The organism is Rhodococcus sp. MS16, from assembly GCF_013277795.1.
Lineage (GTDB): Bacteria > Actinomycetota > Actinomycetes > Mycobacteriales > Mycobacteriaceae > Rhodococcus_F > Rhodococcus_F globerula.
Map to the genome: position 1 here is coordinate 626625 of NZ_VBTM01000005.1, position 11787 is coordinate 638411.

At 58.2% G+C, this 11787-nt stretch carries 15 protein-coding genes; 7 read left to right on the forward strand and 8 right to left on the reverse strand.

The genetic code is table 11. The annotated features are described in order from the left end of the window. Nucleotides 1-2: 2 nt before the first annotated feature. Complete coding sequence (locus FEZ60_RS15630) at nt 3-224, forward strand: hypothetical protein (protein ID WP_172936443.1); 222 nt, start codon at nt 3-5, stop codon at nt 222-224. Here the strand turns inward: FEZ60_RS15630 and FEZ60_RS15635 are convergent. Together FEZ60_RS15635 and FEZ60_RS15640 are read right to left on the reverse strand one after the other, a co-directional pair. Next, nucleotides 221-385, reverse strand: coding sequence for a hypothetical protein (locus tag FEZ60_RS15635; protein ID WP_172936444.1), 165 nt, complete (start codon nt 383-385; stop codon nt 221-223). The genes FEZ60_RS15630 and FEZ60_RS15635 overlap by 4 nt on opposite strands. Before the next feature lie 433 nt (nt 386-818). Then, nucleotides 819-1274: a hypothetical protein gene (locus FEZ60_RS15640; protein ID WP_172936445.1), complete on the reverse strand. Its 456-nt coding sequence runs from the start codon at nt 1272-1274 to the stop codon at nt 819-821. A 235-nt stretch (nt 1275-1509) separates the two neighbouring features. Between FEZ60_RS15640 and FEZ60_RS15645 the strand changes: the two genes are divergently transcribed. After that, nucleotides 1510-1656, forward strand: coding sequence for a hypothetical protein (locus FEZ60_RS15645; RefSeq protein WP_172936446.1), 147 nt, complete (start codon nt 1510-1512; stop codon nt 1654-1656). 775 nt (nt 1657-2431) lie between these two features. Here FEZ60_RS15645 and FEZ60_RS15650 read toward each other — a convergent pair. Then, nucleotides 2432-3454 (reverse strand): acyltransferase family protein, encoded by a 1023-nt coding sequence (locus tag FEZ60_RS15650; RefSeq protein WP_172936447.1) that lies wholly within the window; start codon nt 3452-3454, stop codon nt 2432-2434. 784 nt (nt 3455-4238) lie between these two features. After that, entirely contained in the window at nt 4239-4946 is a 708-nt protein-coding gene (locus FEZ60_RS15655; RefSeq protein ID WP_172936448.1) for a TIGR00266 family protein, read from the reverse strand. 1027 nt (nt 4947-5973) lie between these two features. Here FEZ60_RS15655 and FEZ60_RS15660 point away from each other — a divergent pair. Further along, complete coding sequence (locus FEZ60_RS15660) at nt 5974-6324, forward strand: helix-turn-helix transcriptional regulator (RefSeq protein ID WP_233365989.1); 351 nt, start codon at nt 5974-5976, stop codon at nt 6322-6324. A 7-nt stretch (nt 6325-6331) separates the two neighbouring features. On the opposite strand, the gene manA is transcribed toward FEZ60_RS15660, so the two are convergent. From manA to FEZ60_RS15675, 3 genes are all read right to left on the reverse strand, one after another. Beyond that, a complete protein-coding gene (gene manA, locus FEZ60_RS15665) occupies nt 6332-7555 on the reverse strand; it encodes a mannose-6-phosphate isomerase, class I (protein WP_172936450.1) in 1224 nt (407 codons plus the stop codon). 200 nt (nt 7556-7755) lie between these two features. Further along, a complete protein-coding gene (locus FEZ60_RS15670) occupies nt 7756-8238 on the reverse strand; it encodes a GAF domain-containing protein (RefSeq protein ID WP_172936451.1) in 483 nt (160 codons plus the stop codon). 37 nt (nt 8239-8275) lie between these two features. Continuing rightward, nucleotides 8276-8428 carry a hypothetical protein gene (locus FEZ60_RS15675; protein ID WP_172936452.1) on the reverse strand — a complete coding sequence of 51 codons (153 nt, stop codon included), beginning with the start codon at nt 8426-8428 and terminating at the stop codon, nt 8276-8278. Nucleotides 8429-8615: 187 nt separating this feature from the next. Between FEZ60_RS15675 and FEZ60_RS15680 the strand changes: the two genes are divergently transcribed. The 4 genes from FEZ60_RS15680 to FEZ60_RS15695 all read left to right on the forward strand — a co-directional run bounded on the left by FEZ60_RS15680 (nt 8616) and on the right by FEZ60_RS15695 (nt 10808). Further along, nucleotides 8616-8879 carry an ANTAR domain-containing protein gene (locus tag FEZ60_RS15680; RefSeq protein WP_172936453.1) on the forward strand — a complete coding sequence of 88 codons (264 nt, stop codon included), beginning with the start codon at nt 8616-8618 and terminating at the stop codon, nt 8877-8879. A 23-nt stretch (nt 8880-8902) separates the two neighbouring features. Beyond that, on the forward strand, nt 8903-9679 hold the full coding sequence (locus FEZ60_RS15685) for a GAF and ANTAR domain-containing protein (RefSeq protein WP_095886876.1): 777 nt from the start codon (nt 8903-8905) through the stop codon (nt 9677-9679). Nucleotides 9680-9838: 159 nt separating this feature from the next. Continuing rightward, on the forward strand, nt 9839-10315 hold the full coding sequence (locus FEZ60_RS15690; protein ID WP_051730638.1) for an ATP-binding protein: 477 nt from the start codon (nt 9839-9841) through the stop codon (nt 10313-10315). A gap of 289 nt (nt 10316-10604) precedes the next feature. After that, nucleotides 10605-10808 carry a cold-shock protein gene (locus FEZ60_RS15695; protein WP_003943666.1) on the forward strand — a complete coding sequence of 68 codons (204 nt, stop codon included), beginning with the start codon at nt 10605-10607 and terminating at the stop codon, nt 10806-10808. Nucleotides 10809-10898: 90 nt separating this feature from the next. Here FEZ60_RS15695 and FEZ60_RS15700 read toward each other — a convergent pair whose 3' ends face one another. Beyond that, complete coding sequence (locus FEZ60_RS15700; RefSeq protein ID WP_172936454.1) at nt 10899-11546, reverse strand: HemK2/MTQ2 family protein methyltransferase; 648 nt, start codon at nt 11544-11546, stop codon at nt 10899-10901. Nucleotides 11547-11787: the final 241 nt, after the last annotated feature.

Below are 11787 nucleotides of genomic sequence, written 5' to 3' on the forward strand. Positions count from 1 at the left end.
TCATGAACGCCGCATTTAACGCTCTCGGGCAGGCTCACGACATGTTCTACAAGGAGGCGTACCCGCTGGAACAGCAAGAACGATCGGGCATCATGCGCACCCCGCCGATTTCCATCCCTGCTGGTACAACTCAGATTCAACTTGCGGCTCAGGTGAATCTTCTCGGCACCGTACGTTTCCGGCGCGGCGACGTGCGGAAGCTGCTCGCCCCGAGCGAGTTCTAGAGGGCGATTCCATGCTCGGCGTAGTCCCGGTCCTCACGCACTTCGTGGTCGATCCTGTCGATGACGGCTTGTGCTAAGGATTGGGTCGCGGTGGATACCGCCGGATCGGCGGCAATGGAGGCTGCAAGGTCCGAGATCGCCTGGCGGAGTTCGTTCGTCATACTTGTCCTATCGAAATGAGAGCTCGCTTAGCAGCGATCGCCATATATTCTCATACCGAACGGTCAGGTATGTACCCAACGTCCACAAATCGGGCAGGCGAAGGTCCCTGCGGCGCTTTCGTCGAATTAGTCGAGATGACTAGTGACGACGGGTGGCGCAACTTTGGTGGACACGAGAAGGGGTTGCACCAAGCCGAGTGATCCGTCCGAGTCACGACGCGCCAGCGGTTGCCGAATCTGTCGGTAAAGTACAACACTGAGGGCGGCGGAACGTCTTCTGGGAGAGTCTGCGGCTTGTCTTCTTTTGGCAATACGGCGAACGGCATGCCTGGACATCAATTGGAGGCTCTTCTGCCAGAAGCGATGTGATCACCGGGCGATCACGCCATGCCACTGGTTGCACGCCGCCCAGAATTGTCCATCGCAGATTTCTCTATAACCATCTCACTGTCTGCATTCCAGGCATATTCGATTGCAGCCATGCCTCCGCCTTCCGGGCAACCTCGTCTACCGCCTCCGTGAGATCGCCGAGTGATACCGAGTCTTCGAGCACAGTGAAGGTGTCGTCGTCGAGATCGAGATGGCGGAGGTACCGGACAGGAATGTCACCCACCGTGATCGTGTCGATTGGGCCGATGATTCGCTCAGCGATGGTCGAGCTGCCTTCGGCATTACTAAAAAAGTTGTCAAGCCTGTCGTCGAAGTGCTCGATTGAGTTTCTGACTCTCCGACTCTTCAGAGCGGGTAGTGACGTGATGCCCAACGCCATTCGCAATTCGGCACGATCTCTCGTTTCCAGCATCTTTTGCTCGTGAGCTTGTCCAAAGCACCTTCGAAACGAGTGCGGCGCAAGTGAGAATCGACTGGGCAGCAAGAAAACAGCGATCATTGGACAGCCCCGGAGCCTGAGTGTGAGACACGAAGGCTTCACGTGCTTCGCTGTACTGCTCCAGCGAAAGGCTCATCGCTCGCCCTTGGGCGCACAACTCGCGCATGAAAGTCTCGATCTTCGGTTCGTTCATCCCAGCATTATTGTGATGTGCGCCAGTGACCCGCCCAGAATTGCTCATACCGAACGGTCAGGTAAGTGCCCAACGTCCGTATATCGAGTAGGTCGAGGGCCCATGGGGCTGAGGACTGGCGCAGTTGCCCTCGCTCTGACCGGCCCAGAGTTGCTCGCAGACGTGACGGCGGCTCGTTTCGCCGGACTGTCCGCTATCGCGCCGCTGGGGGCCTTCACGTTGGATGCCTTCACAGTTGATGTGCTGTAGTCCAGTCAGTCCCAGATTTCGAGGGTGTAGAGATCCCTGTTGACCAACTCAGCATGGCATTCATGTCGGCATCCGCAAGGTTGATGGTCATCTATGCCGGTGTATGTGCCGGTATTACAGGAGGGGTCAAGTGGTTCGCGGCCAATCCTCTTACGTAGGGCATTCAGCAGCCGAGAGGGTGCGGTTCCTTCTCTACGGTGACCACATTCGGGGCACTGTGCCTCGTCGTTGCCACTGGAGCTTTGGGCGGGGACAACGGTGTCTACATCTGCGGTCATAGCGCGGATCTTCGCATGTCTTTCGGTTTGCTGGGTAACTTCCCCAAATACCCGAAAGGGGACTTCCGTCACATCATCGTCTGCAGAAGGCTCAACTTTCGCAGCCGAAGGACCCGGTAAGGTCCATAATTTTCGCAAGTGAAAGCCTCGGAATGTTGGACTTTCGTCCTGGGTAGACCCGCCCAGAATTGCTCAGAGCAGGTCGAGACGTTCAGTTCCACCAAAGTGTGGAATGTGGCAGCCAATGGACAGTCGAAAGCCCAATCTACTTCCGCAACAGGAGTGGTCAACCCGACTGGGGTGTACGCCGTCGCGCACCTGTTCGTTGGCGCTACGCCGCCCACGCTGGCAGGAGTGAGGTCGCTAACGGAACCGAGGTTGGATCGGCCGAGGTGCTTGGGAAGATTCTTGCAGGACAGACAGACCTACCCGCCTCAATCCCCGCAGGTTCACTCGCGGATGGTGTCGGCTCGCTGATCTACTCGCGCATCTGGTCGTCAGGCCCGCGAGAACAACGCGGGCGGGGAATAGAAGTAACTTCCCATCCGCGTTGCAGTCAGCCCCCCCCACAGCGCAAGCGACAAAGCGAGTGCCAGTGCAGCAACGGCAATCGGTAGTAGAGGCCCAAGAGTATCGATCAGGTGCACGTCTCGGAACTGGCCAAGGATCGCGGCGATCCCGGCGATGATCAGAACGTGACTGACGTAGATGGGAAGGGTGTGTTCTCCGACCCATGCGACCTTAGACGCCCCCGGAAGATTCTCGATAGCGCGGGAGAAGGTCAATCCTGCGATCACGGCAGCGGCGCTTACTACGAACATCACCCCGTATACTTGCTCCGAGCCCAGAGCTTGTGCTGCTCCACCGATTGCGCCGAACGCAAGTCCGGCGACGATGAAGGACCAGCGTGGCAGGGACTGTATGCCCTGTGTGATCTGTTCACGGTAGTGGCACGCGGTCAGGAAGAACACGAAGTATTGGAACATTCCATTATAGCTGATGTTTCCGACCGATACTCCCGCAAAGAATGCGGCGGAGACGAGCGCAGCGCCGACCACCTGCACTACTGGTGGAATACGGAGGACCTTCATCGCCTTGGCTGCTACAAAGAAGATCGCTAACGCGTGAAGGAACCACAGTCCGGTCTGTGGCCACACCGGGGCCATCAGGAGCAGGACGGGATTGGACTCATCAAGGGGCAGCGGAGACGGAACAATCCAAAAGAAGGCGTAACGCAACACGGTCCAAAGTATGAAAGTCCACGCGAGTAGCGCTAGTCGAGACTTCCAAAGCATGGCCCATGAGCGGTTAATTACCGACGATGCAAAGAGTCCCGCCGCAAAGAAGAACAGGGGCATCCGGAATGTCTGGAAAGTACGGTTGATCTTGGTCCAGTATTCCGGCGTGAGGTCGTCAGCAACGAGGAACAAGGCTGAGTGATAGAGAACCACGAGGACAATTGCGATCGCTTTCGCGATATCGACCCACAGTGTTCGAGTCTTCGTTGAGTGCGTGACCATCCGCAAATTTTCGCATACCGGACAGTCTGGGCTCTTTCACAGACCTCTCAATTTGCCTGGTCAGGACGTAGGTCCCTGGCCCAACTACCCGCCCAGATTTGCTCAGTGCGCCTCGTGCATTGCGTCGCAGACCCTCACACGCGCAGTACGCGGAAAGGGCGGTGAGTCCCGACTTCGTCTCGAATGGACTATCAATTGATTTCGAGGCCAACACCTGGTTTCGGGAGTGTGTGCTTGAGATGGACGGGGAACCGATCGCCCCTGTCCAGGAGCATCTGCAGGCGGGCAAATACCTCAGTGACATCAAGTCAGTCGATTAGCGGCAATTTGCAAGCCGCTGGTGAAGTACCGGGAACACTCTAACCTGGCCTCATCGAGCGTTGCGGCTCAATATTTGAATCTGCCGGGTTACCACCGGCGTCGCCGGAGAACCCAGAGCGGGGCGACTGCGCATCTGCCCTACAATCCCCTGCTGATTTCTGACCCAGACCGCGAAACACTCGGGGACGCCGATGTATCTGGCCAAGTGCATCGTCGTGATAGCCCTACTCCGCGAACCCTCGAACGAGACAGCGCTTCAAGCTGTACGCACCGTCGGAGGCGCTGCCGTCGCAGACAGTACGTCGCAACCCATTCTTGGTGACCTCAAAACCTGTCTATCCGGCCACTCCGAGGTCGACTCTCCACTCCGACCCAAACGTCAAAGACTCATACCGTGTCCCGGGATCCGTTCTGTCCGTCCGCATTTGCTTGAGGTGGTGACTTCTTGCGCGAGGTCACCACCTCAAGCAACTGTTTCAACTGCACAATCAGTTGTCATGCGTCCGGCAGTAGCAGTAAACGGTGATCTCGTCAGACTCGGTTGACCCCTCGCACTCAGCTGTTGGTGGTGTTTGTGCTGGTGCTGTTCGACGGCATTCGAGTCCGAAGCCAGTCGACGAGGTCTGTTGCGCTGCGGGTTTGCATCCAGACTCGGCCTGGTCCGGTGAATTCGGTGACGATGCCNNCCGGAGTCGAGTGTCATGGTTTCTCCTGCGGTGAGGGTCAGCGGCCGGATGGCGCCATAGCTGGAGAGCAGGATCTCGCCTGTTCCGCTGCAGCGCAGCAGAACAAGGCCGGCTCCGCTGAAGAATCCTTTGCTGCCGCCCCATTTCGAGTCGACGTCGACAGTCGAGTCGGATGCGAGCCAGCAGCCGGACTGGACGAGCAGCGCCGTCCCTTCGTCGATGGTGGTTTCGACTACATCGCCCGGCAGTGCTCCGGCGACGCCTACGACACCACCGCGCTCGCTGCTGAAGTCGTTCACGAAGAAGCTCGACCCACCGAGGGAGCGGCGGAGACCTTTCATGAAGCCTCCTCTGGTCGACGTGGTGATGGAGACGTCGCCCCTCATCATCGCCATTGCTCCTGCTTCGACGCGGACTGATCCGCCTGCAGGGACACTGATCTCGGCTAATGCGAATGCGGGCCCACAACTAATTTCTGTTTTCATGGGTTCCTTCGATGAGAGTTTTCTCGGGGTCGACATTGAGCATCACGTTTGATTGGAACGATGTCCAATACCGGTTGTTCGACTTCCGCCCGCGCTCGCGGGTCGCCCGGTGTGATGCCAAAGCACATCTGGCCCACCCTCGATTTCGTCACCACAAAGAACAATTTTCAGATGTCCGCTCATTACGGCACTACGACCTCGAGCACGGGGCCAGATACTCGCTTGTCCAGCACGGTGCCAGTTCCATTCCAGCCACTGGTCCGCAGTGATTCGGCGTCAGCCGTTCACACAACGAACACCTGATATAGGCGGAATGGCGGAACGTAGGTCAGGCGATGGCAACCGGCAGCGAAATGGTGCCCAAACCTACAGACCCGGCCATGCGACCTTTGTCGTAGAGAATTCCCCAGATAACTGCAAACACGGTGAAGATACACAGAGCAATGACCAGTCGAGTCGTCAGTTGATCTACAGGATCTACACGTCTAACCCGGCGCTTAACCTTCTGTCTCTGGTGTTTCGACATTGAAGAATAGTTTCATACGCCATTTCTTTGGTCCGCGAAGCGTAGGCCTTTCGTCCCGACGACGGTCAGTCCGCCTGCACGAGCTCAGCCCCAACGACTTTGGTCGTAGAGAAGTCCGCATGCGACCGCCACTACGGCAAGGACACACAGTCCGCTCACAAGCAGAGTTTCCAACCGGCCAGTGGGATCAATGCGGGGATCGATGCGCAAGAATTTTCGTCCAGATCGAGAGCTTTTTGTCACCCAGAAATCGTCTCACTCCGACCACCTCGCCGGGTGATACAAAAGGCTCGAAACCCCACGACCAACCGCCCCAGAATTACTCACTATCTACCCCGCATTGGAGCCCGAGCGAAAGGTCTCCGGGCACGCGCTTTGTAACTGGCCGAATGCGCGATCTGCACGAAAATGTTGCCGAGCTGTCGCGCAACCGACAATGTCACACTAAGCAATCACAACACTCACTGGTGTACGGACCCACACTCAGGCAATATGTCCGTTATGAGCGGTTTCTCTCGATGGGTCGAGCGTCAACTAGAACTTCGCCCTGACCAAGACATCTCCGATGCTGCGCGTGCGCTACAGATCCGACCGTCCGAGTTGAAACGGTGGCTCGGGTCGAAGCGCCCGCCCACTCAGGAGACGATGCGCTTGGCTAGTCGTGTCTTCGATGCCCCCATCCGGGAGATCCTGATCGCTGCGGAGTACCTGACTGTCGAAGAGGCCTCGCCCGACGGACTACCGACGTCGGAGTTAAGCACGCAGGAACTGTTGGCGGAGCTTTCCCGACGCGAAGACTCCACGATAAAGATCCTGAGCCGCACGGCCGACACTGCAAGTAATGGCTGGTGAGATACCTCTAACCAGGTGTCGACCCGGCGAATACTTGCGCCGGCCCACCATCTGTAGCTGTCATCGTGACCGAATCACCTGCCGGCAGCCATACGGCCATTCCACTTGAGATTTCCATTTGGTGATCACCCGCTCGGATCTCCACCCGCCCCGCTGTACACAGCACCACCGCAGGACCATCTCCGCCGAGAGCTACTTCGAGGTTCCCGTCCAGTTCCCATCGCCGAAGAACGAACTCTGGTACGGGGGCCGGATAGATGTATTCGCTTCGTCGATCGCACGGCTGCGGATCGAGAACATCAACGGGGATCGGCGTGAAGTCGAGGATGCTCGACAATTCGTCCACATCGATGTGCTTGGTCGTCAGTCCACCGCGGAGAACGTTGTCTGAATTGGCCATGATCTCGACAGCGCTTCCACTGAGATATGCGTGCAGGTTCCCGGCGGGCAGAAAAAGACCTTCCCCCGGCGACAAGGACACCCGATTGAGCAAGAGCGACATCAGCACTCCCGGGTCTCCGGGATAGCGGCGAGCCAAGTCGAGTGCGGTCGACAACTCTGCCTCGAACCGGTCGACTACCCATCCTCCTGAATCCAACAGTGCGTTTACCCGCTCGATCACCTCGAGCGCCCACCGTTCGTGATGGTCGCGCGAGCTTCGCATCCAACGAAGCGCCACCGCCTTCAATTCCGATGGGCACGGATTTGCCGTCAGCGATGCGACGTCGTCAGCGACACCGGATAGGCCCAGCGCGGTCAGCAGCGTCACGGTCGAACTAATGTCGCGAAAGCCTGCCAGAGCTTCGAATCTTTCCAGTGCAACAACAAGTTCCGGCTTGTGCCGGTTGTCGCGATAGTTACGATAGCTGGCCGAAAGATCAATTCCGGCAGCATTTTCGCGTGCGAATCCCGCCTCGGCTTGTGCACTGGTTGGATGAGCTTGCAAGGACAACGGCTTTTCTGCTGCCAGGATTTTCAGCAGAAACGGCAACGTACCGTCGTAAGCCTCGGCGCACTGCGCGCCCAATTGTGTCAGGGGATCTTCGCGGATCCGATCGATCAGAGTTGTCGAACCTGATGACTCCCCTACCGTCGAGGGGGCTGATTCGTGCGCACCGAACCACAGTTCCGCTTCCGGCGTGGGCGACGGGGATGGCCGTCCGGCCAATTCTGCGAGGGTACGGCGCGAACCCCAGTCATAGGATTTGATCACTCCAGTGATCAGTTCCATTACCCCACCTTTTCCCTACGTATCTGACGGCCGCGAATATCCTTCCGTGTGAAGGATCGCCGCGCTCAGACTTACACAAAGGCCAACACAAAGGAAACGCAGGAGAAAACAGCAACCACACTCAAGCACTACGTCCACCAGAGCCGCGGACCAAAGTCCCACACGCTTGACTGAAATATCCTACGCCGCAAGGAAATCGATCAACGAAATTCGGGATCCTCGACTACATGCTCGGCATTCCGCGCAACGGTCATACCCCGCGCCTGTGCCCGGGCAGCCAAAGCCTTCATGGCAGAGTAGATGTCGACCTGATCGAGTTCGGCAATCACTCCACAGGCCTGTTCGATTGTGGCGCATGAGGCGAGAACATGTTGTGCCGCAACGGTTTCCGCTTCAGACCGTCCGTCGACGTCGGACATCGACAGTGCAATTGCAGCCAGATCAGCCAGCGACTGGCTAAATGCGTTATCCCGGGGGTGAGAATTCCACGGATCGGTCGTGAACACAGCAAGTGCACCAAGGGGCCGCTCGACAAGCCTCAGCGGAAATACGCGGCAGGCGCCAACTCCGGAGCGCGCCGCGGATTGCGCAAACGCATGCCATCTGGGGCCGGCAATCTCGAAGTCGTCGATCAGGACCACTGACCCCGTCAATGCGCTCAGCACCACCGGGTTGCGGTGCACCAGATTGCGGTGCCGTTCAAAATCCTCCTCGACGGATTCACACGATCTCGACGCTGATTGAATCCGTGGCCCGCAGGAGCAGCACACGCCACGCAGACTTGAATGTTCGCCGGGTTCGTTCGGTGATGGACCCGAGCAGGGCGCGCGAGTCGAAATCGGCGGTCAGCAAATGAGCGATCTCTGCAGTCATCACCGATCCGCTGGTCGAGGCTTTCGACCGCGCTCGATACGACTTCGGCGACGGACCATGCCTCAGCGCCTCGAGATCGGGAAACTACTTCCTCGCGGTACCACTTTTTGCCCGACAATCACCGGTCGGTTCGGTCAATCCGTATTCACAGAAGAGCTTCGAAAGCTACGTTCGTGACCGCGATCCGATGAGCGTGCTGGCCGACTATCTGGGCCACGCTCTCGAAGCTGCGGCTCACGATGACAAGCGCGGCAGAGCGACTGGTGCTCTGCACGACGCAATCGGAGTGCGCGTCGACATCGAGCGTGCGGTGGGCGTCGTTATGAACCAAACCGATTGTGACGCTTCGGTTGCATTTCGTGAATTGGAAACCCGATCCGCCGCAAATTCGGACAATATACTTGAAGTAGTCCGTCAGATACACGCGTCCATCGATGACGGGCCGGCCTGAGTAACCAGTTGAGCGGGGTAGCTATGAAGGAGCGCTCTGAAGACAACGTCCTCGACAGAGCACTGGGCGAGGACATCGATCCCGGCGAGCTCATCGAGAAACTCGACGCGCTCGTCACCGCATTGTCCGATGTCGCCGCACGCGTAGGTCCAGGAAACGCAACCGATGCCCTCTTGAAGCAGGTATGCGTACGCACTGTGGAGACTATTTCCGGAGCCGACATGGCCGGGGTAACTCTTCTCTCCGAATCCGGGGTCCCCCGGACCGCAGCGAGCACCAACAAAGCCGTCCTGGATGTCGACTTCGAACAGTACGTATCCGGGGAAGGCCCGTGTCTCGAGGCCGCGCGGACGCGATCAGTCGTGCGCGCTACCGTCGCGGATTCCGAACTGCGTTGGCCGACCTTCACAGCAAATCTTCGCGGAGCGGGAGTACAGAGTTTCCTGTCAGCCCCCATCTGGATCTACGACCGGCACGCTGGAGCACTCAACATCTACAGCCTTGGCGCCCACGGATTCAGCGAAGTGGACGCGTTGATCCTGCGTGTGTACACAACCTCGATCGAGGGGTTACTGCGCGTGTCGAAGGAAATCGAGTTCGCGAAACACGAAATCGCGGGTCTCAACACAGCGATGAAGTCCCGGGCAACCATCGAACAGGCCAAAGGAATCCTGATGGCAATACACGGGTTCGGTTCCGAAAGGGCGTTCGACGTCCTCGTCAAGGAGTCGCAACGAAAGCAGCAGAAGCTGCATGTCATTGCCGAGGAGATTGTCGAGCGCGCCAAAGCCACAGGGTGAATTTGGACAAAACAAACCAAGGGTACGACTTGCGTCACTTTGCCGAACCATTGGTTTATAACGAATTACACCTGGGTATGCCTCTGTCTGTGGAGCGAAGTAACTATAACCTCGCTTACCCGATTTCAGACCCTACGACACGACCCAGGAGCATAGCCAGTGACAACCTTGCCGACTGATCTGCACGCGGGATCGACAATCCCCACACTCGCCTGTATTCGAGTGCGCGCCGCAGCCGACCAACTCAGCACCCTACGCGGAATGACCTGCAACATCGCCTACAACCACGGGTTCGACGTCGACGGCGTAGCCGACCTCGAACTGGCCATCGACGAAGCAGCCAGCATGCTGATCGCGCTGGCAGCACCAGGTACCGACATCACCTGCACTTTCACAGCACCGGAGAACGCGCTCCGTATCGCAGTGTCGGCAATCTCGACCGCAGAACAGCCCGCCGGCAAAAGCTCGTTCAGCTGGTTTGTACTCGAGTCGCTCACCGACCACGCCGAACTCGACGTTGTGCGCCAAGGCGCAATTGCCTACATAGGGACCGACGACGCTCCCCGGCGTGATGCAACTAACGCCGCTACCGTGACGGTAACCCTGCAAAAGAACCTTCTTCAGCGCCCCGAGTAACACGTATCTGATGGATTCTCCACCCGGCATCCCGCCTTCGATAACACGCCGAGCGTAAAAAAATTCGCAACATCGCCTATGACGCGCAAGCCCCTCAGACACAACTCCACAGCAGGTCAGAGCCACTATTAGGTGAATCGCACTCGTGAGTCGATGTCCTGATTGTCGATACTCGTCAAGGTTTTGTGGAAGTTATCGAAGACAGAAAAAGAAGAGCATGGCAGGATCAAGGGTGAGACCGAACTCTCGATGGGAGGGCTCGGCTCGATGGATCCAGGAGAATTTGGTTATGGCTCAGGGCAGTGTCAAGTGGTTCAACGGTGAAAAGGGCTTCGGATTCATCGAGCAGGAAGGTGGCGGACCGGATGTGTTCGTTCACTACTCGGAGATCCAGGGCAGCGGCTACAAGTCCCTCGACGAGGGCCAGAAGGTCGAGTTCGAGATCGGACAGGGCCAGAAGGGCCCCCAGGCTCAGAACGTTCGCGCCATCTGAGTTCGATCCCCGTCTGACGTCAGACTGAAAAGGCTGGAAGCCCGCACAAGCTGCAGGCATCCAGCCTTTTCTCATGTGTAATCCCGGTCCTCATTTTGTTGCGCGAATGATCACCAGTTGCTCGGTATCCTGATCGGCCGTAATCAACCCGCGCGATTCCAGCATCATCCGGCGCCCAGTCATCACCGGGCCAAAGGGTACCGACGCACGCGCCGACACTTCGACAAGCATCCCGAATTCCTCCAGTATCGCCGCGGTTTTGTCGACTCCACAGAGCGCAGACTGGAGCAACAGCAGCGTTCCGCCCGGAGCCACATGATCGGGCGCACTCGCCGCGATCCGGTCCAGCACGCTACGTCCGTCTTTTCCCGCGTCCCAGGCACGCGCGATGCCCGCCGTCGGCAACGCGTCGTCCAGTGCAGGTACATACGGCGGATTCGAGATAATCAGATCGAACAACTCGCTTCCCACCGCATCCGTCAGGTCACCGCGGCGTGCGTCGACGCGTTTTCGATTGACCACAGCATTGAGCCATGTGTTGACCTGCGCTCGCCGGGAGATATCAACCGCTACGACGTGCCCCGCACCGGCGCGCCTCGCGGCAACGGACAGAGCGCCAGTTCCGCAACACAGATCAAGCACCCTGCTTCTGGCCGTCAACGGCTCGAACAGCAGCGCGTCGCTCAGCAGGGATGTGTCGTGCTGCGGTGGATACACGCCTGGTAACCGCACGATCATGATCGACTCCTCAGTGGGATGGTCAGCGTGAAGTCTTCAATTCGTCGCTGAAGTCGGCTACCCGACGAGGCACATGTTCACACCACCGAAGGACACGCCAGGCGAGGTGGTTTACCCACTTCCTCGATTCTCCAAACTCGATCGAGACATGTTTCACACAAACATCTTTCGCCTCGCGGGCGGATCGTGGGAAGGGCGCGGATAATTGCGGCCATATGGTTTCCTTGAAAGTCCGCGCCGG

Bases quoted from the DNA above. Each gene is read 5' to 3' on its own strand.
- FEZ60_RS15630 (WP_172936443.1), top strand. From the start codon at position 3: ATGAACGCCGCATTTAACGCTCTCGGGCAGGCTCACGACATGTTCTAC.
- FEZ60_RS15635 (WP_172936444.1), bottom strand. From the start codon at position 385: ATGACGAACGAACTCCGCCAGGCGATCTCGGACCTTGCAGCCTCCATT.
- FEZ60_RS15640 (WP_172936445.1), bottom strand. From the start codon at position 1,274: ATGATCGCTGTTTTCTTGCTGCCCAGTCGATTCTCACTTGCGCCGCAC.
- FEZ60_RS15645 (WP_172936446.1), top strand. From the start codon at position 1,510: ATGGGGCTGAGGACTGGCGCAGTTGCCCTCGCTCTGACCGGCCCAGAG.
- FEZ60_RS15650 (WP_172936447.1), bottom strand. From the start codon at position 3,454: ATGGTCACGCACTCAACGAAGACTCGAACACTGTGGGTCGATATCGCG.
- FEZ60_RS15660 (WP_233365989.1), top strand. From the start codon at position 5,974: ATGAGCGGTTTCTCTCGATGGGTCGAGCGTCAACTAGAACTTCGCCCT.
- manA (WP_172936450.1), bottom strand. From the start codon at position 7,555: ATGGAACTGATCACTGGAGTGATCAAATCCTATGACTGGGGTTCGCGC.
- FEZ60_RS15675 (WP_172936452.1), bottom strand. From the start codon at position 8,428: ATGACTGCAGAGATCGCTCATTTGCTGACCGCCGATTTCGACTCGCGC.
- FEZ60_RS15680 (WP_172936453.1), top strand. From the start codon at position 8,616: ATGAGCGTGCTGGCCGACTATCTGGGCCACGCTCTCGAAGCTGCGGCT.
- FEZ60_RS15685 (WP_095886876.1), top strand. From the start codon at position 8,903: ATGAAGGAGCGCTCTGAAGACAACGTCCTCGACAGAGCACTGGGCGAG.
- FEZ60_RS15695 (WP_003943666.1), top strand. From the start codon at position 10,605: ATGGCTCAGGGCAGTGTCAAGTGGTTCAACGGTGAAAAGGGCTTCGGA.
- FEZ60_RS15700 (WP_172936454.1), bottom strand. From the start codon at position 11,546: ATGATCGTGCGGTTACCAGGCGTGTATCCACCGCAGCACGACACATCC.